This is a genomic window from Rossellomorea sp. GQ25 (genome assembly GCF_059758515.1).
Map to the genome: position 1 here is coordinate 335,215 of NZ_JCAXEQ010000004.1, position 25,710 is coordinate 360,924.

A 25,710-nucleotide genomic window follows, 5' to 3' on the forward strand; every position below is an offset into this window, starting at 1 on the left:
TCAATATACTTTTATTATAGGAAAGAAACCGCAAAAAAGAAAATATGTTCTCCCTCATATCTTGTCTACTAACTCCATATAGTTATCATAAAGACACGTAATAGATGGAGATGATGAAATGGCAGAAGCTTTCTTTCCGGAATTGGTTAAAAGTTTTTTCATAGCCTTTGGTGTTTTACTAGGTGGATCCCTACTCGGCGGTTTAGCTTCTTTTGCCATGGGACAGCCTTTATTCATTGAAATGTGGCGTTTATCAAATTTCCTTAGGATATGGGCGATTATTGCGGCCATCGGAGGTACATTCGATACAGTATACAGCTTTGAAAAAGGATTCTTAAACGGTGAAACGAAGGAGTTATTCAAGCAGTTTTTATTAATACTATCAGCTTTAGGCGGTGCAAACACGGGTGGAATGATCATTAATTGGCTTACACAGGAGCATATTTCATCATGAGAATCCCACCCTTTTACCGGCTTCCTTCCTGGCAGAGATTCTTTGCAGGAATGGTTGTAGGAGGAATCATCAGCTGGATGATCTTTATCTTCATGTTCGGCACCATGCACGAAAAACAAACGCAATTAATAGAAGAACAAAAAAATGACATTAGTAAACTGAAAAACACCTTGTCCTATCTTCAAGAAGAATACAAACAATTAAACACCGAAAACGAAGACGAACTCACCATCCAGGAAGTCAAAGTGAAAATCATCAACAATACGAAAACAAAAGTCGAATTACTCAGTATACACGAAACAGAGGACCAGTTGAGTGAAGATTTGAGGAGCCTTTTGACAAAAGACTTAGAAACGGTCTACGGAAACAAAGAACTCATCAAGAAGATCATCGAAAACAAAACGGTCAAATTGAATGATAAGTCCTTTAATTTGAAAGTGCGGGAAATGTACTTTTATACGACTACGCAGATTACGCTGGAGTTGAAGTATGAGGAGTGATGTTGCTGGACGAAACTGTCGGAGAGGCGTTAGTGCCTTTAATGACAGGTTCGTCTTTTGTTCGTAAATGGCTCTTCTTTGCTAAAAATGATTCATTACTTTAAAAAACGGTTGGGATATTCCTTTCCTATCTTTCGAAACCACTCCTTAGGAGGCATTTCAAGTATACTTACCCTACCTTTTCATTGTGATTGCGTCGTTTTCCATCACAATTGCGTCTAAAATCATGGTTATTGCGTCCTTTTTTTAATAATTGCGTCGATTTTATGAGTTATTACGTCAGTTACCACATTATTACATATCCGTGAATGCTGAGGATAGCTGAGAAGTGTTAGCTTTCATCCTCAGCCAATAGGGCAACTCCTATACATTCTACAAGGACATTTCCCATCATAATCCCATATAGTTTTCGTCCCTAGGAATGAAGAGATTCACAAATTGGAATTATCTATACCCCTAATCCCACTCACAAATGCTTCTCGAGCATTATTCTCAACTCCGTGTAGCTTCTTGCAACGCAAATGTGCTCTTATAAAAGGTTATTCTTTCAAAGGTTTTCTACTCGAGTTCAATTGAAATCGAATGAAATGGTAGTACTTTTAGCTTGAATTAGTGTTTTTTCAGAGTAAAACCTTCGATCAGTACTCTCTCCAGCGTTTTATGATCCTGTTTGGACTTTTTATGATCCTCTTTTTGAAAATATGATCCGGTTTTGGGAACTTATGATCCTGATTTTCGATATATGATCCTGGTTATCATTTTATGAGCCGTTTGTCGAAAAATCCTTATTCAAGGGCTTCCGTCGTATTCCCTACAAAAAAGAAAAGCTCCCAGGCATTTGATCAAATACCTGGGAGCTTTGGTACAGTTAATACGTCTACTCCTGAACTGCCGGGAAGTGAGGAACCACTTCCTCCCCCAGCTCCTGAACGACTTCGTCTGCCGGACGCTCACGTCAAAGATTGCAAAGACGAGGTGGTACACTCCTGCCTTTTTGTTATAAGATAGTTCCGTCCGATTCGGAAGCTGAGGCTGATCGGTCTGATATTTCAGTTGGATCCTAGGCCAAGTCCAGGTGCATCGGATGGCTGAACGTCTTAAAGAGACCGGGAGGCGGTGTAAAGTGCCGCCCCCCGTTCAGATGGTCATGACAACGCCTTTTTCGATGATTCGAATTTTCTTCCGTTTTTCGATTCGTTTTTTCCATACTTTAACGATTTTCAATTAACCTCTTTAGGCTGATTTTCGCTCAATACCACGGAGCCAAGCTGTTAATACTACAGCTCCTGCCACCATGATGGCACCGATCCATGGGGTATGAATCAAGCCGATTCCATCCACGATGATCCCTCCGACAAAGGAACCGATCGCAATTCCAACGTTAAACGCGGCAATATTTAAGGCAGATGCCACATTGACCGCTGACGGTACATACTTTTCAGCCAGATTGACGACAAGGACTTGCAGCCCGGGTACGTTCATGAAAGCGAATAATCCCATAAGGAAGATCGCGATCAGACCTGCCACTTTGAATGGTGCTGCGAATGTAAGAGCAAATAGAATGATGGCTTGGAGAACAAACATCCAGAATAGTGCTTTTAACGGGCTCTTGTCGGATGCTTTCCCTCCGACGACATTTCCGATGGCAACGGCAATTCCGTATATAAGAAGGATGATACTTACCCATTTCGCGCTGAATCCAGTAACGTCTTGCAGTAAAGGTGTTAGATATGTGAACGCGACGAACGTTCCGCCATACCCAAGTGCTGTGATGGCAAAGGCTAATAATAATCGACCATTCGTTAGAATCTTCAATTGTTCGCTGAACTTTGCAGGCGGTGATTCTTTTAAGTTTTTCGGCACAAGAATGGAACTGGCAACGATTCCTACGACACCGAGAAGGGCGACTCCCCAGAATGTGGCTCTCCAGCCGAATGCTTGTCCGATGAAAGTTCCAAGGGGTACTCCTGTAACCGTCGCAACCGTCAATCCTGTGAACATAAAGGCAATCGCACTGGCCCGCTTATGGGCAGGCACTAAATCGGCGGCAATCGTCGATCCGATCGAAAAGAAGATCCCGTGCGAGAATGCCGTGATAAATCGGGCAACAAGCAATAACCCGAAACTGGTGGAAAGGGCTGCAACCGAATTCCCAACGATGAATAAGAGCATCAAGGACATGAGAAGGGATTTCCTGCTCACCTTACTGGTCAATGCGGTCAATACAGGAGCCCCAATGGCTACTCCGATGGCATAACCTGAAATCAATAATCCTGCGAGTGTAATCGATATCGATAAATCATCAGCAATCGATGATAATAATCCAACGGGCACAAATTCTGTCGTCCCAATTCCAAAGGCACTGATGGCAAGGGCGAGTAACGCCGGAGTGCCACCTTTCGCTTTTGACTGATCTATTGTAGCTGAAGTTGAACTCATAAAGTAACTTCCTCCTTATATGTTGATTCGTTTAATGGAATGAGAAACAAACGAAGGCGCCTTTCGTTTGTTTCTCATTATGATAGTGGGTGCAAATAATAAATAGAAGTACGCACTTTAAAGTCATGTAGGTACTTTTTTGTACCCTAAGGACTTTAAAGTGCCTATATGCCTTTCAAACCTCTTCCATGAAATCTGACAGGTACTGTTTGAAAAGCTATGATGAATTATGAACCATATTGGAACCGTTGAGAAGAACGCACTTTGAAGTGGCATAGGCACTTGGAAGTACCCTAGTCCATGGAGGTTCTTATTCATCAGTCAGTATGCAAAACAGCTTCTCTACTTTATCAATCATTTTTCAAGAGTGTTTTTAATACATAAAAAAAAGGCGTTCACTCTATTGAGTAAACGCCTTTATCTATCATTTCCAACATGGGAAACGAGACTTTGTACTATAGATCCCGAGCTAGTCGAATCATATCCCTGCACTGGATCCCATTTTCATATATTTCTTCTGAATAGTGCCGAATGAAAAAGTCCAAATCTACACCAACGATTCTAAATCCACATTTTTGATAAAGAGCCAATTGGCCTAAACTTGAATTTCCCGTACCAACTTCAATGGTCTTGTAGCCTTTTGACCTTGCCACCTTAATAGCATCCATCACTAGCTGCTTTCCAATCCCTCTGCCATGCATCTCTTCTGCAACCGCCACATTCACTAACTCCACGGTCTCAGGTCTTGTTGGAAGCATTACATATACGCCAATAACCTCTCGTTCGTTTTCAGCTACAAAACACTCTCCCCTTGAAACATAATCCTTAACAATTTCTTCTGAAGGATCCGCCAATAGTAGCAATTCCATTGGAAGATCTTCACCTGACGTTCGCTTTCTGATAATCATCTTTTACCTCACCTAAAAAATTGGAATTTCTTTAGCATCTTTTATATGTTATTATACTACCCGTTTGCTGAAAAGATAAAAGGCAACGACTTGCTTATGAGTGGCGGTAAGATCGATACATGACCTTCTTCTGTGAACTCAATGAATGTGACATTCAACCCCTGGCAGGACTGGAGCCGTTCTGCTATCTCCTTTGTCAGGTCCCCCATTTACGTATGATGCCATTCTCGTGTTCTCCTATCCCGATCAATAATTTGGCACTGATATTCTCGCTTACCAACTGTTCATGACATATAGTAACTAAGGTGTGCATCTGCTGTTCAGTCAAACCGATTTCCGGATTCCCCATTTTGAAATCAGTAAAACTCATTGGAGGATCGAAAGGATAAAGAGCCAATTGACACTGTAAATGCTTCGCGGCTGCCCGATTAACTAATTCGTCGCCATTTCAAAGTCCTGTGCATTCATTTTAAGGGGCAGATATTCACTTATTCTTAAATGATGACCACAATAAAAGACCCAACCGTAATGATGAGTCAAGAGTCGTTTGCTTATTTTAAATAGGATTTTCCCAGGAATTAGTTTTTGTAAACCGTCAACTTCTCTTCTGCGGATGTTCGAGGTCTCACCTGAGGTGCCTTTTCAAAATACCCCATATGCAAAAAACCGACAATTTTCTCACCGGCGTTCACATTTAATAAGTCACGCACTTTCGGGTCATATATATGTGGATTCGTTTTCCATACAACTCCAAGCTTTTGTTCCCACGCCAACAACTGAAAATTTTGAATAAGCGAGCTGACAGCTCCATAATTCTCTTCCCATTGCTTTTGTCTCGGATCTTCTTCCATCACCACAATAAGGAATGCAGCAGGTTGGCCGAAATAATTCCTCCTGTTTTCCTGCATGTCTGAAGAAAATGTTTTTACTAAATCTTCTACAAAGCCTTCCTTCTCTTTGGTAGACACAAAGATAAAACGCCAAGGCTCTCTTAAGCCGTGATTAGGTGCCCAGATGGCATCGTTCAATATCTCTAGTACCGTTTCCTCTGTCACTTCCTTATCTAAATATCCACTTTTAATCGAACGGCGTTCACGAATGATTTTTGCTAAACTTGATTTTGTATTTTCCATTGGACAATCTCCTCACATAATAGATACCTTTATAAATGATAACAATTATCATTCTCATTTGTAAAGATATATTACTGTAAATCGCTGATATTCCTAATCAGTGATATATTCAATTGAAATAAGATCCTGCCTTATTATATTCAAGTAATCAAAGGACCTCTAGTGAGGGTCACTGGAGGTCCTTTTTTCAACTATTAAGTTTCAATATCACGTTTATTAAAGCCAATAAACCCTACCACTGTCAGTACAACTGCAATCATGCTTAAAAGTAGAAGTGGCATGAATGAAAAGTCTTCAATCGGTGTTTGTGGCACGTGACCATAAGGAGAAATGTTTCCAATCCAATCCGAAAATTGGAATAATCCTCCTAGATACAACACGATAAAAGAATAAAAAACATATAGCCATATCATGCTTGTAAATTTCGGTAAATACCCCATAAGCAATACAGCTATACTAATCATAACGAGCATGGCTGGATAATAGGACAGGGCTGCGCCAAAGATCAATTCAAAGGATAATCCACCTTCCACCACTGCATTACCCGCCGACCATAGTCCTAGCGCTGCAAGGGAAATCATAATAAAACCATTGACAATAGAAATGATAAAGTAACTGCCCAATAGTTTTGTTCGTGAAACGGTTCTACTTAACAGGTGGAAAATTCGTTCCTTCTTCTCCTCCCCGCGCAGTTTATTTATAGACATAACGGGAGGGACGGTTGCCAGCAATGAAATGACGATCATCAGCATTGGGATAAATTGTTCTATCAACGTTACCCCTTCCGCTGGCTGTAGCAGCTGTTTCATCGCTTCGCTTTCGGAAAAAAAGGATTCGAGATCTCCTAATACAGAGCCATAAGATGCACCTAACACATACATACCAATGGCCCATGATATGATTCCGGTTCGCTGCAATCTTAACGCAAGACCGATTGGACTTTGCAAAAAGCGGGATGCATGTTTTTTTCCGGGTTTGGATGGTAAAAAGCCACGATCCAAGTCACGAATGGCGTTCAAATAATTTGCTGCGGCATAAAGAACGATTGAAGCAGCAATCATTAAAATAATCGGCCACCAATTATTCGTATCGTAAACTTCTGCTTTTGTTACCCATGCCAAAGGTGAAATCCACGATAGCGATTCGTTGCTTACGTCCGTGATGGCCCGAAGAAGATAGGAAAGAAGAAGTACGGCAATTGAATAACCAATGGTACCACGTGAACTGTCCGATAGCTGTGCAAATATGGCTGTTACCCCGGCGAAAAATAAACCAGTTGCCCCTAATGCCGCACCATACAGTAAGGACCCTTCCAAATCAATGCTTTCAATCCCAAGGGCAAAGAGTCCAAAACCATTGATCAATGCGATTCCAACACACGTAGCCGTTACTACAAGTAAGACTGCATTTAAATACGAAAGGCGCCCCGTCGGTAACGAACGAAGCATTTCCAAACGTCCATCCTCTTCATCAGCCCGTGTGTGGCGAGTGACAAGCAGGATAGACATTAATCCTACCACTGCAGCGGTCATGAGTAACATTTGATGCGCTGTCATGACACCAATCGTATAGTTGCTTAAATCAGCTGGACCCGTCATGGCAGTCATCGCAGGGTTGGCCATTGTTTGGGCCATCGCATCTCTTTCCTGTTGAGAGCTGTACAAATCCTTAAATGCTGTCGGCACGACTATTGTAAAAAACGTAAGGGCAATGATCCAGATTGGGATCCGGATACGATCAAGACGGAAAATGAATTTAGAAAGGTAAGCCGTTTTAGCCATTAAATTGACTGGCATCAGTGTACACCTCCCACTCCTGTATCCTTCGCTCCTTCATAATGACTCATAAATAAATCTTCCAAAGTTGGTGGGGCACTTTCTAGCTTAACAATACCAAATGGACTAATATGCTTGATAACAGCATCCATTTGCTCAGTATCAACCTGAAACGATATACCATGTTCACTTACCTCGATTTCATGGATGCCATCTAGCTCATTTAAACCTGTAATCGGCATCTTGGTATCGACTAGCATTTGTGTTCGTGTTAAGTGACGAAGCTCGCTTAATGACCCAGACTCTATAATCTTACCTTGACGAATAATACTGACTCGGTCGCACAACTTCTCTACCTCTGATAAAATGTGACTGGAAAGCAGGACACTTTTTCCTTGTCTTTTTACATCCATCACACATTCCTGAAACACCTTTTCCATTAAAGGGTCTAGTCCGGAAGTGGGTTCATCCAGAATGTAGAGATCTGCATCAGATGAAAATGCCGCGACTAAAGCAACCTTTTGTCGATTTCCTTTGGAATATGTTCTACACTTCTTGGATGGATCTAAATCAAATTTTTTGATCAATTCCTCACGTCTTGCCCTATTCGTTGTACCATTAAGTTTCACGAATAAATCAATGACCTCTCCCCCTGTCAGGTTAGGCCATAAATTCACATCCCCAGGGACATAAGCAATGTTTTTATGAATGTCTACAGCATCCTGCCAGGCGTCTTTGTTGAAAATCTTTACCTCACCATCTGTTGCCTTTAAGATTCCTAGTAAAACGCGGATTGTTGTTGATTTACCTGCACCATTTGGACCGATAAATCCTACAACCTCTCCTTTATTCACTTCAAGATTGATCTTGTCCAATGCAGTAAACTTGCCAAACTTCTTTGATAAATTGGTTACATTCAATAAGCTCATTTGTTCATTCCTCCCCATCTTTATAGAAACAACGTCTCAGAATTTCAGAATAGCTGTTCCATTCATTGAATAACTCCAACCCAACTTGATCAAAAGAGTCTATCTTCGCCATTTGTAATTCTGCAAAACCAACCATTGTCCAATTAAGGATATGCACTGCTTTTTCCGGATCTACACCCTCTCGGAATTTTGACCAATCTATATTTTGGTAGATCCTTTTCAAGCCATCATCCAGAATACTTCCCTTTATTCGGTCAATATCAGATTTTACTTCCGTTGTTTTCTCGTCACCCAGTGATTTAAGGAAATCAAATACTAAGGGGTATTTTTTTTGAATATTTAATTTAACCAATCCCACCTGGTGAATCCTTTTGAAGAGGTCCCTTTCATTCATGTCTATTTCATCATAAATTTGCTCGATGATTTTCATTGAATTTTTAATTAAAAACAGGTACAAATCCTTTTTATTTTTAAAATAGTTGAATAAGGATCCTTTAGATATCTGTGCTTCCTTTACTATTTCATTTGTTGATGCTTTATCATAACCACTGTTAACAAATTCTTTCATTGCTGCATTGATTATTCGTTCTTGTTTCTCGACTTTCAAACTTTTAAACTTAGTACTAATAATTATGCTACCTCCCCTCATTAAATGACCACTTTGGTCAATTTTAATATAACAAAAAATGACCATTGTGGTCAATTTTTTCCGCTAAGGGACTGTTGGAATACCCCGAAGAAGTACTGCCGATACCATTGCACAAGCTAGCTATAGCGCAACCAAAGCTTCTTCAAATTCGAAAGAGCATGTAATGTACGAGTTCCTTGAGAAAATGATTACGTTTACTATATTGGATTAGGTAGACTGTTCAACTTTTTTTGGGGATATAGAAATAGACCATTAAACAAGGCGAGCAAAGTTGATACTTTGCTCGCCTTGTTTTGTCTACAAAATTTCGCTCTAATAAAGCAGTAAAATGACCGTCATAACTTAACATAATCGCTGATTTAACGCCTTCCATGTTTGAAATGTTATTAATAAGGTTCATGTCATTCTCTTTGATACGGATTTCGTAGGTTACTTCCAGGATCACCGATTTTGATTTAAGGTAATGCATCTATAAAGAAAGAACATCAGAACTTCTTAGCTGCCTGCTCGCATTGTTTGTTTACTAACACCTCAATAGCTCTCAAGGCTTGATTTTCCGTTCGATCATTCGAGCACAATCGTCTGGCGATGCCTTAGTTGTATCGACAGTAATGTCATAATCCATGCCAGCGTGTACTGTAGCAGCCTGTGAAACGGCCATTCCTTCAATGCGGTCCCCTCGTTCCCTCTCCCGGGCTGCCGCTACAGTGGGATCACACATGATACCGACCCACAGCACCTGCAACCCATCCAGAGAAATTTCCCATCGTTTACGAGCTTCAATTCCACTAATGAAGACATCGTCAATAATGATTCGGGCTCCTCTTCGTGCCATCTCTCCCATACCGTGCCTCCATGCAGATTCCAGAGCACGAAATTCCGACCCTGGACTGACCGACCCATCTTCACCCAGCTTAATTCCGCTATCTTTCTTAAGCATGGTCGGGCATAGCCTCAATCAAATCGTCAATACTAAACCTTAGCCATGACACTATAGATGAATTCTGAAGACATTTCGCGATAGTCGTTTTTCCGGAGCTAGATCCACCATTTAGAATGATCATGTCTGTCATGCGTATAACCTCGCTTTCAAACCTAGTCTTATAGATTGTCTTACAACTCACCATTTTTATTCTATTGAAGAGAGAATAGTTGGATTTTCCTCACATAAACCCATAACATAAAACCTTCCGCTACAAAATATGATAACTCTTCTTCAAGAATGCTAATAAAGAAAAAGCCGGAAATCCGGAGTCCCCCTAGCCTTCCTTCAACTTATCATCATAATGATACCCAGACCTATCACAGTCAAGATCGCTAAATGAAGACCGTTGGCCCGGATACCTGTTTCAAAACCGGAAATCCCCACGATTTTACTGACCATTAAATTCAGCCCTGAGAATGGACTCGATGCACTGGAGATCGACCAACTCAATAATAACAGCATGGCAAGGGATAGGTTACTGATCCCGAGTTCTTCCGCTTTCAACTGCATGGCAAGGGCTGCAATGACGGCAATTTGATGAAGTCCTAAATAGGTAACAACCACGACAATGACGATAACCGCTACGGCAAATAGTAAAATCGAATCTTTTGCCACTCCTGTTAGAAAGTCACTTACTATATTGGCAAAGGTCGTTCCCTGAACGGCATGGGCAAATAAGCCGGCACTTGTAAATAACATGATTTCATTGTTCATCATAGGCACCGATTGATCACGATAGTTCTTCAGAAGTGGGATCAGGCGGTGCCAGCCATTGGTGATGAGCCCCCATGCGATCGGCAGGAGAATTGAAATCATACATACAATGATGATCATCGACCACTTAGTAAGGTATTCAATCGTTAAAGAAGAACTTAATAGTAACGTCACAAACATCCCGAGCAATATAAGTTGTTTACGGGACTCCTTCTCCAAAGGAACTTCAGGAGTAGGAATTCTCTCAAGAGGGTTCTGCCGCTCCCATAGAGCGAACAAACCATTACCGATGATCAATGAAAGAAAGGATAGTCCGATCCCGTACACGATATATTTTCCGACTTCCATATCCAAATAGTAAAGAACCAATGAAACGGAAGCGAAATATGGAGACCACATGATCGCCGTTGAGAAACCGATAAGATAGCTTTTGGCACTCATGGCTGTAGGCAGCTTCAAATCAGACAAGAACTCACTGAGTATACGAACAGAACCCAGGCTTAAGATTGGACTTAATATAAATAAAGAAGTTGTGATACCTGCAAATAGCTGACGTGGATGATGAAGCAAATTCCTTAACAGGGAATCGATCGATTCAAAGTATCCACCAAGCTTCAACGGTATCGAGAGAAGCGGAGCAAGCGTCACTAAGCAAAGCAAAGGAAGAATCATCAAGATTCCCTGACTGATCCCCCCTATCCCTGTGCCTTTGTAAATTTCGAGAATGATCCCGGTTCCCATCATCAGAGTCCCAATGATACGAGGAAACCCTTTTGCATTCACGGCACTTGCAATAAAGCTTGTGATCGCCAATAGGACAACGAAATAGCCAAGCCAGACATGGTTTACAAAATAATATATGAGAAACAGGACACACATTGACAAAATGAGATAACTCCTCAAGTCAATTCCATCTCCTTTTCACCAACGAACGATTCATCTTTTTTTATAAAACAAGAGAAAGGCAACCCAAATGAAGGGTGTGCCTTTGAATGGAAAAGCTCATGTAACTGGAGCAGGGTTGAATAAAGCCAGATCATTATGCAGGCTCCACTTCTCCGCCCACGTCTGCTTCCTCCCGCTTGCCACGTCTAAAATATAATGGAAGAGCGACCAGCCAACATCCTCGATGGTCGCCTTACCCGTTGCAATTTCACCGGCATTTACATCTATCAGGTCATGCCATTGTTCCATCAACGTATTTCTCGTCGATACTTTGATGACTGGAGCCATAGCCAATCCGTAAGGGGTCCCTCTACCGGTTGTAAATACCTGCAGATGCATGCCGGATGCCAGTTGAAGCGTTCCACATACAAAATCACTCGCCGGGGTAGCCGCAAACAACAATCCTTTTTGTGCTGCCTTTTCACCAGGTGATAATACTCCAGAGATCGGACTTCTTCCAGATTTCGCAATCGAACCCAGCGATTTTTCTACAACGTTTGATAATCCTCCTTTTTTATTCCCTGGAGATGGATTGGCACTTCGGTCCGCTTCTCCTTTCATCAAATAATCGTCGTACCATTTCATTTCTTTAATGAGGTCCTTGCCAACCTTCTCATTTACCGCCCTCGGTGTCAGTAAATGAACAGCATCCCGGACTTCTGTTACTTCAGAAAATAAGACCGTCGCACCGGCTCGCACCAATAAGTCCGCAGCGAATCCGACAGCTGGATTCGCGGTCACCCCGGAGAAGGCATCGCTTCCGCCGCACTGCAGCCCAACAACTAAATCAGAGACTGAACAAGTTTCCCGTTGACGCCGATTCAATGAAATGAGTCTTTCTTCTGCCATTTCCTTGATGGTTTCAATCATATTGGTAAATCCATTCTGGTCTTGTAAAGAGACAATGGATCCATGATCACCGGCTGGAACAAGTCTGCTCGGAGCAAGCTTTTCACATCCTAACCCTACAACGAGAAGCTCCCCTCCAAAATTAGGGTGCGTCGCGATATTCTGGATTGTACGAATCGGGATCTCTGCTTCAGGGGCGTTAATCGCAACTCCGCACCCATATGTATGATTGATTGCTACAACATCATGAACATTAGGATAGTTTGGAAGGATCTCCTTCTTGATTTCCCTTACAGCATAATCCAGAACACCGGCGACACATTGTACACTTGTCGTAATGCCGAGAATGTTTTTTATTCCGGCACTTCCATCAGCATTTCGATATCCTTCAAAGGTATACCCTTCAAGAGGCGGAAGTCTGTCAGAGATTTTCGTAGCGATGGGAAGCTCATCTAAATCCGGAGGTGTTGGAAGCTTTACGAGCGACTCTTTCAGCCAGCTCCCTTTTTTAACCGGGGTGGCTGCATGCCCAATCACTTCACCGTAACGGACGATGGCATCACCGCATGCAAGATCCGTCAGCGTTACCTTATGACCTTGTGGAACATACTCCTCTAGTTCAAGTCCACAAGGGAAAATGGTTCCTTGAGAGAGACCTTTGGAGTTTACAATGATCGCTACGTTGTCCTGCGGGTTTATCTGAATATAAAGCGGTATTTCGTTTAAAGACATATGAAACGTCTCCTTTGCGCGTTATCTGACCAAACATGGCTGCTTATGATTGAACGTCCATCCGGGTATTACGTACTGCATGGCAACTGAATCGTCCCTGCTACCAAGCCCCTCTTTTTGATAAAGGGGATGACCCTTTTCAATTTGTTCCATATCCACTTCAACCCCCAAGCCTGGTTTATCGGGTACTTTCACCTTACCGTCATGAATGGTAAATGGCTCCTTCGTCAACCGCTGGCCATCCTGCCAAATCCAGTGTGTATCGATCGCTGTGATCGCACCTGGCGCTGCTGCAGCAACATGGCAGAACATAGCCAGCGAAATGTCAAAGTGATTGTTCGAGTGAGATCCCCATGTCAGTCCCCAATCATGACACATTTGGGCCACCCGGACTGAGCCTTGCATCGTCCAGAAATGGGGGTCAGCAAGGGGAATATCCACCGAGTTCAACTGGATGGAGTGCCCCATCTGCCGCCAGTCTGTCGCAATCATATTGGTTGCGGTCTTAAGACCTGTTGAACGCCTGAATTCTGCCATGATTTCTCTCGCAGAATATCCATTTTCAGCACCGCACGGATCTTCTGCGTATGCAAGAACGTGGTGCTGATCGCGGCATAAACGAATCGCTTCCTCCAATGACCAGGCACCATTCGGATCAAGCGTCACCCTCGCTTCAGGGAACCGTTCGGCAAGGGCCGTCACCGCTTCTATCTCCTCTTCCCCTCGCAACACGCCGCCCTTTAATTTAAAATCGTTAAAGCCATACCGTTTATGTGCTGCTTCAGCCAATTGGACAATAGCCTCGGGTGTCATTGCCTCTTCATGGCGCAACCGGAACCAATCACATTCATGGTTCAAATCACTTACGTAAGGAAAATCCGTTTTCGACCGGTCACCGACATAGAACAAGTACCCCAGCATTTCCACTTCCTTACGCTGCTGCCCTTCACCGAGCAATGCCGCTACAGGTACATCAAGATGTTTTCCTAAGAGGTCTAGGAGAGCTGCTTCTAATGCTGTTACTGCATGAATGGTCACCCTTAAATCAAATGTTTGAATACCTCTCCCGGCAGCATCACGGTCACCAAAATGCTTCCGCACAGAATTGAGAATGGTATGATACCTGCCAATCGACTGCCCAATGACGAATGATCTTGCATCTTCCAGTGTTTTGCGAATACGTTCCCCTCCCGGAACCTCCCCAACACCTGTATGACCTGAATTATCCTTTAGAATAATGACATTGCGGGTAAAATAGGGGCCATGCGCCCCGCTGAGATTGAATAACATACTGTCATGACCGGCAACCGGAATGACGTTCATTTCCGTGATGACCGGTGTATGAGTTGGCTTTTCCCCGACTACCTGCTGTACTGTTAGTTGCTGTTCCATTGTACTCACCCCTGATTGAAAGAATCACATTCATACTATCCTTTGCCCTGCTGGAAACCTCCTAGTTGGACAATAGGCTACTTAACAAATACTGTCTTAATAGAGGTGAAGAACTCTTTAGCTGCTTCCCCTTGCTCCCGGGAATGTGAACTTGATTGCTTCATGCCACCAAATGGAGCTTGAAGTTCAACTCCTGCGCTTTCTGCATTGATTCGCACCAGGCCCGCTTCCATTTCATCAATGAATGAAAGCATGCTTGAAATATTACTGGTAAAGATGGAAGCGCTTAGTCCGTATTGGACATCATTCGCAATCGCCAGTCCATCTTCCAGTTTATTAACTTGGATCAAAACAATGACGGGACCAAAAATCTCTTCCTGTGCAATCGTCATACTTGAAGTCGCGTTGTCGAATATAGTCGGTTCAACAAAATACCCTCTTTCATACCCTTCACCAGTCAGTTGATTACCTCCCGTTAGCAGCCTTGCTCCTTCTTGTTTTCCTTTCTCGATATAGGATAGGACGGTTTTCATCTGACCTTCACTTGCACATGGTCCCAGCCAAATCCCCTCTTTTAATCCATTCCCTATTGTAATGTCCTTCGTTTTAGCCACTAATCTTTCTTTAAAATCTTCATAGACTTTTGCCTCCACGATGACACGACTAGTTGCTGTACATTTTTGACCTGTAGATCGGAACGCGCCACTGATTGTTGCCTCCACAGCAAGATCTAAATCGGCATCAGCTGCAACGATAACCGGGTTCTTACCGCCCATTTCCAATTGATATTTAGCTCCCCGTTCCAGTGCTGCCAGCCCGATGCTTTTACCAACAGAATTGGAACCGGTGAACGTGATCCCGTTCACTTCAGGATGATCCGTAATTGCCTGGCCGATGACCGAGCCAGAACCAGTGACGAAATTCACGACCCCTTTTGGAAATCCTGCCTCTTCAAAGCACTCAATGACTTTAGCTGCAGTAACCGCTGCTTCTTGTGCAGGCTTTAATACCACTGTATTTCCATAGATGAGAGCGGGAGCCATCTTCCATATCGGAATCGCCACAGGGAAGTTCCATGGAGTGATGACACCTACGACTCCGAGTGGCACTCTGCTTGTAAACATCAAGGCCTTACTATCAGTGGATGGTATGACATCCCCCACTTTACGCATTCCTTCACCTGCATAGTAACGAAGGATGGCCACCCCCCGAGCCGTTTCTCCTTTCGCTTCAGGGAGGGTTTTTCCCATTTCCCGTGTCATGCATTCTGCAATTTCATTCGTCCTTCTTTCAAGTACGTCAGCGGCTTTGTATAAAAACGCTCCTCTTTCACTTCCGGCTAACTTCTTCCAAGCTTTTTGGGCTTCTTTTGCAGCAACAACTGCTTTGTCAGCCTCCTCCTTGGTCGACATTTGCATATAGCCTACAATGTCCTCGCGATCCGCAGGGTTTAAGGTTGATTGAACATCCCCACTGGCAGATTCCGTCCAATCGCCATTGATAAAATTCAAATACGTATGATTTTTAATTTCAACAGTCATATTTCTCCTCCTTATTTTTCGTTAATATTTGGGACGGCTGAAACTGAATTCAGCCACTTTCAAAAGAAAATATTTTTATAGAAAACTAGATTAGTTCCTTCGACTCAACATGTTGAACAGGATATTTTTCCAATGTTTTTTCAATGATCGTTTTCAATTGCTCATAGTGTTCTTTCTCAACAGGCACACATGGTGGACGGACTGTATTGGCCACTGGCATCCCGATAATTTCCATTCCTGCCTTGATTAAGGAAACGGCATACCCTTTCCGGGCTTTTCTGATTTGGTTGATTGGAAGGAGGACATTTACATAAATCTCTTTAACAAGCTCCTCATTTCCTTCCTTTAATGCATCGTAATAATGTCTTGAGACATGTGGAATGTAGTTCGACATGGCAGAAGAATAAGAGTTGAATCCTATCGAGTGGTAGGCCGGCATGGTGATTTCCGCAAAAGGCATCCCATTTAACCATTCAACCTTATCCCCAAGGGTTTGTGTCAGCTCCAGATTCAATTCCATGTTCCCGTAGCCATCTTTAATACCAACAATTTGTGGTAACTCTTCTATCAACCTTTTTAATGTGGCCAATTGTAAAACGGCGTTATCTCTTTGATAAAGAATGGCAGGCAGGCTGCTCTTTTGAACAATGGTCTTGTAGTAGTTATATAATCCTTCCTGTTCACCTTCAATGAGATAAGGAGGCAGGATCAAATATCCGTCTACACCCAAATTTTCAGACAGCCTTACCAGATCAACGGAATCTGCAATGCTGCCACCTACTCCTGAATAGACTGGCACCCTCCCATTCGCAACAGACACCGCTACTTCTACCATCGATTGATATTCTGCCTTATTCAATGCATGAAATTCACCTGATCCACATGCAATGAAGATGGATGAAAGTCCTCCTTTGATCAGAAACTCAATATTCTTGGCTAATGCTCTCTCGTCAATGTCACCGTTTTCATTATAGGGGGCAGTCGGGAATCCTAAAATTCCTGTTGGTGCTTTTCTTTTCTTTATCAAACCACTCATTCCCTTCCCAGATAAACAATTTTATTTGTCCGTTTGTCTTACAATTAAATTAATTGTAAGACAATCATAATTATGCGTCAACTTAAAATATTCGATATATTCAAGTGCTTTCGATACGTTAGCAGATGCTCTTACCACGATCCTTGGAAGAGCATCTACTCCGGCTTCTTTAGTTATTCTTTATTTAACTCAATATACTTTTCCTCGGTCTTTTTGATATAATCAAATGCTTCTTCTTGATTCAGGTAAGTAGGTGTTACAAGGAATTTCTCTGCTTCCTTGACATACTCTTCGTTATTGACTACTGTCTCTACAGCCTTAGAAAATTCATCGACAATTTCATCAGGTGTATCCGGGTTGAAACCATAGAAGAAAAACTTTTCGAACTCACTATTGACCCCTTGCTCGACAAATGTCGGAACATCAGGCATAAGATCCACCCTATCGCTTGCCATAATGCCCAATGACCGCATGTCTCCAGATTCAACATAGTCTTTGACAAGCCCTAATGAAGTAGGAACGATATCTACGTGTCCTCCCAATAATGCTGTTACTTTCTCAGCGGCACCTCCAACATCGACGATATTCAGCTCAATGTTCTGGTCTTTTTGCAAAGCTAATAGTTGTAAATGTGTAAATCCGCCTACTTCAGTGGCAATGGAAACTTCTCCTGGATGGGCACGGGCATATTCAATCATGTCCTGGAGATTTTTAAACTTAGAATCCCCACTCACCATGAATGTATTTCCCTGGTCTAATACTGGAATCCCCGCCAATTTAAACGAATCATAGCTGTCTTCAGTAAGGCCAAGAATTCTGTTCAACAGTAAGGAGTTATGGAAGAAAAGAACGGTATGACCATCAGGATCTGCATCTAGTACTTCATTGGCACCAACTGTACCGCCTGCTCCCGTTACGTTCGAAATGACAACCGGCTGTCCCAGTTCTTCTTCAAGGTACTTCCCTAGTAATCTTGCATTTGCGTCCGTATCTCCACCGGCTCCTGCAGGCACTACGACCGTTATCGGTTTAGATGGGTAATCACTTGCTTCAGCCTCATTACTCCCCGAACTTGTGTCAGAGCATCCCGCCATCATTGTGGCAAACACCAGCATGGTTACAGCGAACAAAATACCCTTAAATGATTTCTTCATACTTTAGCCCCCTGATTTATTATTTCAATAGGATTCTTCCTATTAAAAACAATGTTCGACCTAGCCTTTACAAACTGATTGTATGATCGGAATCATGATTCCGCTTTTTCTTGTAATTGCTTCTAATCTTAAACAGAACAGACAACAATGCTAAAGCGAGGAACGCAGCAGCAATAGGCTGTGTTAAAAATGGTGTGAAATCACCCTTCGAATACATAAGTCCCCTTCGCAGATTCGTTTCTGCAAGCGGTCCTAATATAAAGCCAAGAATGACTGGAGTAATCGGAAAATCGAATTTCAGCATGGCATAACCGAGGATTCCAAAGAATAATAGAGCTCCGGCATCAAATAAGCGGTTATTCACCCCGATCGCCCCAACTACACAGAGAACGAGAATAATGGGAAGAAGGATATATTGTGGAATGCTCAACACTTTCGTAAATACTCTCATTCCCCAGAACAGCATAGCGATCATGAAGAAGTTCGCAATGATTAAGGCAGCAAATATGCCATACACTACATCACCATTGTTTTCAATAAGCAGTGGACCTGGACTCAGCCCATGGAGAATTAATCCACCAAGAAGCAAAGCCGTCACCGTATCACCGGGAATTCCCAATGAAATGAGTGGGACAAGGGCACCACCGACTGCGGCATTATTAGCCGATTCGGAAGCTACAACACCTTCAGGGATTCCTTTACCGAATTCTTCCGGCTTTTTAGATTGGTTCTTAGCTGTAACGTAAGCAATAATATTCGCCGTCCCCCCGCCTATACCAGGCAGGATTCCAATTCCGATCCCTATTAATGCAGATCTCAAACCGTTCCATCCTTGTTTGAAAAAATCCTTGACTGAAAACCCAAAGCCTTTTAGTTTATATTGGACGGATTGACCCTTTTTCAACTTTGTCTCGGCTGACTTAATGATTTCGGATACCGCAAATAATCCAATCAATACAGGCAGAAGTTGAAAACCGGCATTCAGATCCTTAAATCCAAACGTAAATCGCGGGAATGCATCAATCGGAGCTGAGCCCACCATCGCAAGCGCTATTCCCAGCAACCCGCTCAAAAGTCCTTTGATCAATGATCCGCCTGATAAGCTGGATATCATCGTTAAGGCAAAAATCGTGATGGCGAAATATTCGAATGGTCCGAATTCAAGAGCCAGTTTGGCTAGTGGAGGCGCAAGTAACATCAGAACGATAATACTCAATAAGCCTCCAAGAAAAGAAAAGAGTATCGCGTAACCGAAAGCCGGTCCTGCTTGCCCCTTTTTCGCCATTGGGTACCCATCGAATGTGGTGGCAATGGACGATGGGGTCCCTGGAAGGTTCAACAGGATTGCCGGGATTAACCCACCCGATACTCCTCCTATGTAAAGTCCCATCAGCAAAGACATAGCGGATATAGGTTCCATGCCAAACGTAATCGGCAGAGTGATCGCGATGGCCATTGTAGCCGTTAAACCGGGAATAGAACCGAATATAAGTCCCAGAGCCACGCCTCCGAGAATGTAAGCAATCGTCTCAAACGTTAAAACGGAAGCAAACCCTTCTAGAAACATCTCAAACATACGAACCCCCCTATCCTAAAATTCCTGCTGGCAGCATTAAGAAGAAGACTGATTTAAAAACAAAATAAACAAAAACGGAAGTGACCACCGATGTAACAAGAAACAACGGGATTTTTCTTTCCTTCTTATCAGCCAGCAAATACATTTGTGCAAAGAGATATACGACCGTCGTAATAAGAAAGCCGATGATTGGCAGTAAGGCAATATAGAGAACCAATAAACCAATGGTGGCTATGACGGACAAAGGACTTACCTTTTTCTTTCCTTCTTGATCCTTCTTTGCCCCCGTTTCCATTTCCATAGGCTTTACACCACTTGATCCTTTCAATTGTTTCACAGAGTTGATTAAATAGAAGATACTAAGAATGAAAATGCCGATTGCAACCAGCTTTGGAGCAAAGTCCGCACCAATTTTAGAAACCGTCAGCTTCTTAATACTGTTCGATGCTGCGTACACTACAGCTGAAAAGATCATTAAGAAAACGCTCGCAAATAGATCCTTATTGAGTCTAATCATAAACTCCCACCTTCCCTGTTTTTCTACCCTTCGAACTCAACCAATGCAGCAAGCAATGCCTTGATGTATCCGATTGAATAAGCGAATCCAACACTGCCATAACTCCAGCCAATATTCGAATGGGCCCAGTTCCCATCGAGATCTGGTCGGTCTCCCTCCATCATTGGTACATGATCAGGATTTAGACAGCCATTATAGCCTACTTTACGAAGCTCAAGGAGAATCTTGAACATGTTCATATCCCCATCATCCAACAAAGCTTCTTCAAAGGCTCCGGCTGTCGGCAAGCTGCCCCTTACATTCCGGAAATGAACAAGGAATATACGGTCCTTTCTGCCATAATGGTTGATTTCATTTAGTACTAATGGACTTCCGCCTTCCTCCGCCCTGGTCCCTACACAATAAATGTAACCCACATTTTTGCTTGGGAATTCGTCCATGATCCGGCGATAACCCAAACCACCGAACGGTGTATCATGATTGGGAGAATCAGAAGGATGCATTCCTAGCTTCACATCATTCTCTTCACAAACCGGAACAAGCTTTGAATAGGCCTCACGGAATCGTCCCCACCATTGTTCATGTTCTTCAAGAGTAGGAGTTTCATAGGATTCTTTGTTGAAACCCAGACTTTCCCCACGTGCAATTGCTCCGCCCCTTTGTCTGGCTTGATAGCTTTTCGTCATGTAATTGAAGGTATCTCCGGCAAATCTCTGCCGTACAATCTTGATGCCCGCTTCCCCAAAGACTTTTACAGCTTGCACAGAGTTTTCTAACTCCACTTCACTGTCTTCTTCCTGATCCATGAAATTCTTTGAAAGGTCGGGTAATGTCACACGGTTAATATCTAAGCCGAATGAGCGAATTTTCCGCTTCATCTTTAACAATTCATCCAGATCAGGAAATCCTTGTTCCTTCACGCCTGGAAACGAAGAGCCGGTACCAAAGTCAACGTAATCTACCCCTAATTGGCACATCTGTCTTAATTCATGATCCGTTAAATCAAATTTCGTCGTCGTCACCGATACATTCATCATCGGGAAATCCCCCTCATGTCTTAATTTTCAACAGTATAAGAATACGCTTACATTTTATGTTTTTAATTGTAAGACAAATAAAAATGTGAGTCAATAAAAAATTTTGAATATTTAAAATTAATTACGGAATCGTTTTTAGGACAAAAAAAACCGAATAAAGATGAATTCTTTATTCGGGAAGTCCTTCGTAAATTCGTTGTCAATATATTAATATAATTTAGGATTCTTCAGTATTAAACCTCTTCATAGCTTTCTTTCTGACAAAATCCAGGTGACGATACATGGCTGTATAAGCTTCGATTGGATCACGTTTCTTAAGGGCATTATAAATATCCACGTGATACTCAATCGTTTGAGCCAAATTACGATCCTCCAACGGAATCTGTTCCAGCACCTTTTGGTGAAAACTTTGCAACGGATCAATGATTGCTTCAAAAAGAGGAATCTTCGCAGCAAGGGCAATGGCTTTATGGAATTCTTTATCCACTTCTGTTGAATCCTCCGTAGGCAGAGCCTTCATTTCTTCTATCAGATCGCTTAACCTCTCCAGATCCTCATCCGTGATTTTTTCGGCCGCTAACGTAATCAACCCCAACTCTAATGCCACCCTCGTTTCGATAATCGAAACTAAGTCCGAAGATGAAAGCGCTAACATCATTGAGAACGGCTTAGAGCCTACTTTGTCTGCAAAGAAGGTTCCATTTCTAGTCTTCCTGTTCACGATCCCCAGAACTTCCAACGACGTCATTGCTTCTCTAATCACGGGTCTGCTTACACCACAAATCTCCATCAATTCCAGTTCAGACGGGATTCTGTCTCCAGGTTTCAGCTGCCCGGTAGTCAGCAGTCCAATGATCTCATCAATGACCTGGTTCGACAACGTTTTCCTGCTCAGGGATTTTATATCTACACTCTTCGAATTTTCCATATCTTCTCCCTCTTTCAACAAGACTCTATTTGAATATAATTTGTAAGACAATTTTACTAAAGATTTGAAGAATGTCAAGATAGATGTATGAGGTATGAATGGCTACGACCATTTTCGTACTGATTACCACAAAGTGGTGGCTGACCCCAGCTAAGCCAATGCTCAACGCACCGTGGGCTCAAATCGTCCACTAGCTAAGGATTGGAATGGTTGGACATTCTGCACGCCTTATCAGGTTATCATTTTAGGGGAATTCGCACGTCATAAAAAAAACTAGTCCTAAGGATGTTCTACACCTTAGGACTGGTTCATACTATTATCTATTGACTTAGACTATCCATAATGCTTTCTAATGCTTTCCCATTCTCCGTTGACTTCGGTTGGTTTTCGTGAGGTACTGTTGGATTTTCCTTAAGGAAGTTTTGTTTGACCTAATTCATGTCAACCATATCAATCTTACCGTCAAAGTTAATATCTCCTTTGCGGTCGTCTGTATCCCAATGTTTTGTACAGTAAAGTGCCCTGGTATATCCAATTCTAACATTAATGGTTCTCTAGTGGACGGCAGTGAATCCACTTCAAAATTAGGCTTTTCCAGTACTTTCCCATCATATTGATTTCCAGCCTTATCCTTAACCTTGACACTAGCACCCATTGTGGAATTAACTCAACTTAATTGGTGAGTTTAAATCATTATAATCCCGATAAGATCGGTAGGAGACTAGTTTTTTTCCATTTAAAGAACCATCCAGTTGTAAAATACGAGCATTGCTGATTTCTAAGTAGAAATGATAATCGTTCATGTTTAGTCTGAAAAAGTTATAGGTATTGCCGAGCAGAATCTTCTTGCTTACATGTGTGTCAGGATATTTCTGAATAAACTCAGCCAGCTGCTGTACAGAAGAAGAAGGAATTTCAGCCATATTATAGTACGTTCCCTTAATATTAGCTTTTAACTTACTCACTGTTGTTAGAGCCTTGTCTTTCATTTTTTTGCTATCTAACTCCATAAATTCACCCCTCTTTGGTTACTATTAAGAAGAATCCCCAATATCTGATATTATAAACAGACATTTTCATTTCAGAAGGATACACACGATAAGCCTCATCTCCTCAAAAAACTTTCTCCTCCATTTTGTCACAGAATCATTCACTCATCCGTTATATCAGTAAATAATCGAAAAGGATGATGACGATGGTAAAATATGAAGTGGCTATTGTAGGGGGAGGAATTGCGGGGTTAACGGCTGCGGTCTATACAGCAAAAGCTGGGAAACGAACCATTGTATTGGAACAGCAAAAGCGATTTGGAGGCAGAGCCATCACCAACAAAAAGCAAGGGGTATATTTTAATTTGGGCGGTCATGCACTGTATAAAGGGGAGGCGTATGAATCATTCCGCGAACTCGGATTACGACTTGAGGGAAGCACACCATCTATTGATGCTTACGGGATGTGGAAAAAACAAATAGTGACTTTACCAACGAACACATCCTCCTTCTTTCAAACGCCGCTCCTAAGCTTTGCAGGAAAGCTCGAATTGGCAAAATGGTTCATTAAATTAGGAAAAATGGACACCAGTGTTTGGAACCAGATCAGTATCCGCGATTGGATTGAAACTAGGTTACATGATCCAATGCTGCGCAACGTGTTCTATGCACTGCTCCGAACATCCACTTATGTACTTGCACCTGAATTACATGCTGCTGGTCCTGCCTTAAAGCAACTGCAGCGTTCGCTTAAAGGGGTCCTGTATCTTGATAAAGGATGGGGGACACTTGTAGAAGAACTGCGTGAACTTGCTGTCCAACTAGGAGTGGAGTTGGTCAGTGGTGGTAAAGTGGGGGCAATCGAACATCAAGATCAACAAGTACACTCGATTTTATGTCAAGATGGTACTAGAATAGAAGCATCGAATGTCATACTAACTACACCACCCTCTATTTCTCACCAACTAGTTCCTCATGCAGATCAAACCGTACTCCATACCTGGAACAATCAATCGATTCCTGTTACAGTTGCCTGTCTAGATGTTGGTTTGCGTCAGCTGCCTAAACCAAGGGATCAATTCATCTATGGATTGGATCAATCCATTTTCTTTACGAACCAATCACGGGAGGGTAAACCAAGGCCAGCTACCTTGAGTGATGATGGGACACAAGTGATATCGCTCTTTAAATATCAGGGCCCACAATCAGATGCATCGAAAGATGAGGCTGAGTTGGAGCAAGTGTTAGATGTGGTTCAACCCGGCTGGCGGAATGAATTAGTTATAAGACAGTTCCTGCCGAAAATGACGGTAGTCCACGATTTTCCTCATATGAAAAGAGTGGAAGATCCTGGACCTGCTGTTCCTGAAATTGAGGGACTATATGTTGCTGGTGACTGGGCTTCACATGGGGAGCTTCTCGTTGATGCATCCGTAGCTAGCGCTAAACGAGCCGTTTCACATCTACTAAACATGAGAGAGGAAATCAAATGATGAGTATGGAAGGACTTTATCAAACCTATCAACCCTTGCTTTTTTCATTAGCCTACCGTATGTTAGGCAGCGTGATGGATTCAGAGGATATTGTCCAAGAAGCGTTTATAACCTTTAATCAGCTCCCCAACCGCGAACATATTGAAAACAAAAAAGCGTATCTATGTAAGATCGTCACCAATCGCTGTCTGGATTTGATACGGTCGTCCGCCAAGAAACGTGAGGTATATGTCGGACCATGGCTTCCGGAACCATTGCTTAAAATAGAGAATTCACCTAACGATCCTTCTCAAGCCTTTCTTCAACACGAATCCATCTCTACCGCCTATTTACTATTATTACAACAACTAAATGCGATAGAACGAGCCGTCTTTTTGCTTCGTGAAGTTTTTCAATACTCTTATGATGAAATCGCTGAAATTCTTGGAAAAAGCAATGCGAACTGCCGGCAAATTTTTCACCGTGCGAAAAAAAGCATGGAATACGACCCTAAGAAACAGCCTTCGATTTCAATAGCGGAATCTACAGTAAAAGAGTTTGTACAGTCCATCTTAAATGGAAACGTAAATCAATTATTGGACCTTGTCAGCAAAGATGTCGCAATGTACTCGGATGGCGGCGGCAAAGTAAAAGCTGCACAAATACCTATTTTCGGTGCTAGCAGAGTGGTTCAATTGCTCCAAAACCTAGTGAAAATGTATGCAGGCAAGTTCCTCATCGAATATACTTCTGTCAACGGTCTACCAGGACTGATCTTAGCAATCGATGATCACTTACAATATGTGTACTCCTTTGCCTTTAGTGGCCATCAAATTCAGACGATCTACACGGTTGCTAATCCCGATAAACTACGACATTTGCAATAGAAGATCACCTAAATCGAAGTTCTCCTCTATCAATCAGACACAAAAACAGCTGGCCATTCCATCTAAGCCAGCTGTTTTTTATTATTTATCGATCATTGAGATAGTAGACCGGCACGATTTTAAATGGTCGCGCCTGTTTGTTGAATATGAAATTAAACCTTTTCCCTAA

General features: G+C 42.4%; 21 protein-coding genes and 2 pseudogenes. 4 read left to right on the top strand and 19 right to left on the bottom strand.

What is annotated here, in order from left to right; all coding sequences use genetic code 11:
- Positions 1–118: 118 nt before the first annotated feature.
- Together ytrH and ytrI are read left to right on the top strand one after the other, a co-directional pair.
- The gene (gene ytrH / locus AC6CIB_RS15020) at positions 119–454 is read left to right on the top strand and encodes a sporulation membrane protein YtrH (protein WP_113969604.1); all 336 of its coding nucleotides are present in this window, start codon (positions 119–121) and stop codon (positions 452–454) included.
- Positions 451–954, top strand: a complete 504-nt coding sequence (gene ytrI / locus AC6CIB_RS15025) for a sporulation membrane protein YtrI (protein WP_498281947.1) — start codon at positions 451–453, stop codon at positions 952–954. Before ytrH ends, ytrI begins: the two co-directional genes overlap by 4 nt.
- 877 nt (positions 955–1,831) lie before the next feature.
- Here ytrI and AC6CIB_RS15030 read toward each other — a convergent pair.
- The 19 genes and pseudogenes from AC6CIB_RS15030 to AC6CIB_RS15120 form a co-directional block, all read right to left on the bottom strand.
- A pseudogene (locus AC6CIB_RS15030) lies at positions 1,832–2,065 on the bottom strand (LLM class flavin-dependent oxidoreductase); the annotation flags it as partial.
- A gap of 122 nt (positions 2,066–2,187) precedes the next feature.
- On the bottom strand, positions 2,188–3,393 hold the full coding sequence (locus tag AC6CIB_RS15035; protein ID WP_498281949.1) for an MFS transporter: 1,206 nt from the start codon (positions 3,391–3,393) through the stop codon (positions 2,188–2,190).
- 455 nt (positions 3,394–3,848) lie between these two features.
- The gene (locus tag AC6CIB_RS15040) at positions 3,849–4,301 is read right to left on the bottom strand and encodes a GNAT family N-acetyltransferase (protein ID WP_498281951.1); all 453 of its coding nucleotides are present in this window, start codon (positions 4,299–4,301) and stop codon (positions 3,849–3,851) included.
- Positions 4,302–4,879: 578 nt separating this feature from the next.
- Positions 4,880–5,434 carry a nitroreductase family protein gene (locus AC6CIB_RS15045; protein WP_498281953.1) on the bottom strand — a complete coding sequence of 185 codons (555 nt, stop codon included), beginning with the start codon at positions 5,432–5,434 and terminating at the stop codon, positions 4,880–4,882.
- 194 nt (positions 5,435–5,628) lie between these two features.
- A complete protein-coding gene (locus tag AC6CIB_RS15050; RefSeq protein ID WP_498281955.1) occupies positions 5,629–7,230 on the bottom strand; it encodes an ABC transporter permease in 1,602 nt (533 codons plus the stop codon).
- Positions 7,230–8,138 carry an ABC transporter ATP-binding protein gene (locus tag AC6CIB_RS15055; protein ID WP_498281957.1) on the bottom strand — a complete coding sequence of 303 codons (909 nt, stop codon included), beginning with the start codon at positions 8,136–8,138 and terminating at the stop codon, positions 7,230–7,232. The genes AC6CIB_RS15050 and AC6CIB_RS15055 overlap by 1 nt, the downstream gene beginning before the upstream one ends.
- Positions 8,139–8,142: 4 nt before the next feature.
- The gene (locus tag AC6CIB_RS15060; protein ID WP_498282183.1) at positions 8,143–8,832 is read right to left on the bottom strand and encodes a TetR/AcrR family transcriptional regulator; all 690 of its coding nucleotides are present in this window, start codon (positions 8,830–8,832) and stop codon (positions 8,143–8,145) included.
- 496 nt (positions 8,833–9,328) lie between these two features.
- Positions 9,329–9,914, bottom strand: a pseudogene (locus tag AC6CIB_RS15065) (chloramphenicol phosphotransferase CPT family protein).
- Positions 9,915–10,057: 143 nt separating this feature from the next.
- Positions 10,058–11,371 carry a hypothetical protein gene (locus AC6CIB_RS15070; RefSeq protein ID WP_498281959.1) on the bottom strand — a complete coding sequence of 438 codons (1,314 nt, stop codon included), beginning with the start codon at positions 11,369–11,371 and terminating at the stop codon, positions 10,058–10,060.
- Positions 11,372–11,488: 117 nt separating this feature from the next.
- Complete coding sequence (gene garD / locus AC6CIB_RS15075) at positions 11,489–13,012, bottom strand: galactarate dehydratase (RefSeq protein WP_498281961.1); 1,524 nt, start codon at positions 13,010–13,012, stop codon at positions 11,489–11,491.
- A 21-nt stretch (positions 13,013–13,033) separates the two neighbouring features.
- On the bottom strand, positions 13,034–14,404 hold the full coding sequence (gudD, locus tag AC6CIB_RS15080) for a glucarate dehydratase (RefSeq protein ID WP_498281963.1): 1,371 nt from the start codon (positions 14,402–14,404) through the stop codon (positions 13,034–13,036).
- Between the two features lie 77 nt (positions 14,405–14,481).
- Entirely contained in the window at positions 14,482–15,945 is a 1,464-nt protein-coding gene (gene gucD / locus AC6CIB_RS15085; RefSeq protein WP_498281965.1) for an alpha-ketoglutaric semialdehyde dehydrogenase GucD, read from the bottom strand.
- An 85-nt stretch (positions 15,946–16,030) separates the two neighbouring features.
- Positions 16,031–16,972: a 5-dehydro-4-deoxyglucarate dehydratase gene (gene kdgD, locus AC6CIB_RS15090; RefSeq protein ID WP_498281967.1), complete on the bottom strand. Its 942-nt coding sequence runs from the start codon at positions 16,970–16,972 to the stop codon at positions 16,031–16,033.
- A gap of 182 nt (positions 16,973–17,154) precedes the next feature.
- Complete coding sequence (locus AC6CIB_RS15095) at positions 17,155–18,135, bottom strand: tripartite tricarboxylate transporter substrate binding protein (protein WP_498281969.1); 981 nt, start codon at positions 18,133–18,135, stop codon at positions 17,155–17,157.
- A gap of 67 nt (positions 18,136–18,202) precedes the next feature.
- Positions 18,203–19,711, bottom strand: coding sequence for a tripartite tricarboxylate transporter permease (locus AC6CIB_RS15100; RefSeq protein WP_498281971.1), 1,509 nt, complete (start codon positions 19,709–19,711; stop codon positions 18,203–18,205).
- Positions 19,712–19,721: 10 nt separating this feature from the next.
- Complete coding sequence (locus tag AC6CIB_RS15105) at positions 19,722–20,228, bottom strand: tripartite tricarboxylate transporter TctB family protein (protein WP_498281973.1); 507 nt, start codon at positions 20,226–20,228, stop codon at positions 19,722–19,724.
- 23 nt (positions 20,229–20,251) lie between these two features.
- A complete protein-coding gene (locus tag AC6CIB_RS15110) occupies positions 20,252–21,265 on the bottom strand; it encodes a mannonate dehydratase (protein WP_498281975.1) in 1,014 nt (337 codons plus the stop codon).
- A 217-nt stretch (positions 21,266–21,482) separates the two neighbouring features.
- Positions 21,483–22,193 (bottom strand): FadR/GntR family transcriptional regulator, encoded by a 711-nt coding sequence (locus AC6CIB_RS15115; protein ID WP_498281977.1) that lies wholly within the window; start codon positions 22,191–22,193, stop codon positions 21,483–21,485.
- 662 nt (positions 22,194–22,855) lie between these two features.
- A complete protein-coding gene (locus tag AC6CIB_RS15120) occupies positions 22,856–23,203 on the bottom strand; it encodes a hypothetical protein (protein ID WP_498281979.1) in 348 nt (115 codons plus the stop codon).
- 185 nt (positions 23,204–23,388) lie between these two features.
- On the opposite strand from AC6CIB_RS15120, the gene AC6CIB_RS15125 reads away from it, so the two are divergent.
- Together AC6CIB_RS15125 and AC6CIB_RS15130 are read left to right on the top strand one after the other, a co-directional pair.
- Positions 23,389–24,675 carry a protoporphyrinogen/coproporphyrinogen oxidase gene (locus AC6CIB_RS15125; RefSeq protein ID WP_498281981.1) on the top strand — a complete coding sequence of 429 codons (1,287 nt, stop codon included), beginning with the start codon at positions 23,389–23,391 and terminating at the stop codon, positions 24,673–24,675.
- Positions 24,675–25,541 carry an RNA polymerase sigma-70 factor gene (locus tag AC6CIB_RS15130; RefSeq protein ID WP_498282185.1) on the top strand — a complete coding sequence of 289 codons (867 nt, stop codon included), beginning with the start codon at positions 24,675–24,677 and terminating at the stop codon, positions 25,539–25,541. Before AC6CIB_RS15125 ends, AC6CIB_RS15130 begins: the two co-directional genes overlap by 1 nt.
- The last annotated feature ends 169 nt before the right edge of the window (positions 25,542–25,710 follow it).

Bases quoted from the DNA above. Each gene is read 5' to 3' on its own strand.
- ytrH (WP_113969604.1), top strand. From the start codon at position 119: ATGGCAGAAGCTTTCTTTCCGGAATTGGTTAAAAGTTTTTTCATAGCC.
- ytrI (WP_498281947.1), top strand. From the start codon at position 451: ATGAGAATCCCACCCTTTTACCGGCTTCCTTCCTGGCAGAGATTCTTT.
- AC6CIB_RS15035 (WP_498281949.1), bottom strand. From the start codon at position 3,393: ATGAGTTCAACTTCAGCTACAATAGATCAGTCAAAAGCGAAAGGTGGC.
- AC6CIB_RS15040 (WP_498281951.1), bottom strand. From the start codon at position 4,301: ATGATTATCAGAAAGCGAACGTCAGGTGAAGATCTTCCAATGGAATTG.
- AC6CIB_RS15045 (WP_498281953.1), bottom strand. From the start codon at position 5,434: ATGGAAAATACAAAATCAAGTTTAGCAAAAATCATTCGTGAACGCCGT.
- AC6CIB_RS15050 (WP_498281955.1), bottom strand. From the start codon at position 7,230: ATGCCAGTCAATTTAATGGCTAAAACGGCTTACCTTTCTAAATTCATT.
- AC6CIB_RS15055 (WP_498281957.1), bottom strand. From the start codon at position 8,138: ATGAGCTTATTGAATGTAACCAATTTATCAAAGAAGTTTGGCAAGTTT.
- AC6CIB_RS15060 (WP_498282183.1), bottom strand. From the start codon at position 8,832: ATGGTCATTTTTTGTTATATTAAAATTGACCAAAGTGGTCATTTAATG.
- garD (WP_498281961.1), bottom strand. From the start codon at position 13,012: ATGTCTTTAAACGAAATACCGCTTTATATTCAGATAAACCCGCAGGAC.
- gudD (WP_498281963.1), bottom strand. From the start codon at position 14,404: ATGGAACAGCAACTAACAGTACAGCAGGTAGTCGGGGAAAAGCCAACT.
- gucD (WP_498281965.1), bottom strand. From the start codon at position 15,945: ATGACTGTTGAAATTAAAAATCATACGTATTTGAATTTTATCAATGGC.
- AC6CIB_RS15095 (WP_498281969.1), bottom strand. From the start codon at position 18,135: ATGAAGAAATCATTTAAGGGTATTTTGTTCGCTGTAACCATGCTGGTG.
- AC6CIB_RS15100 (WP_498281971.1), bottom strand. From the start codon at position 19,711: ATGTTTGAGATGTTTCTAGAAGGGTTTGCTTCCGTTTTAACGTTTGAG.
- AC6CIB_RS15105 (WP_498281973.1), bottom strand. From the start codon at position 20,228: ATGATTAGACTCAATAAGGATCTATTTGCGAGCGTTTTCTTAATGATC.
- AC6CIB_RS15110 (WP_498281975.1), bottom strand. From the start codon at position 21,265: ATGATGAATGTATCGGTGACGACGACGAAATTTGATTTAACGGATCAT.
- AC6CIB_RS15115 (WP_498281977.1), bottom strand. From the start codon at position 22,193: ATGGAAAATTCGAAGAGTGTAGATATAAAATCCCTGAGCAGGAAAACG.
- AC6CIB_RS15120 (WP_498281979.1), bottom strand. From the start codon at position 23,203: ATGGAGTTAGATAGCAAAAAAATGAAAGACAAGGCTCTAACAACAGTG.
- AC6CIB_RS15125 (WP_498281981.1), top strand. From the start codon at position 23,389: ATGGTAAAATATGAAGTGGCTATTGTAGGGGGAGGAATTGCGGGGTTA.
- AC6CIB_RS15130 (WP_498282185.1), top strand. From the start codon at position 24,675: ATGAGTATGGAAGGACTTTATCAAACCTATCAACCCTTGCTTTTTTCA.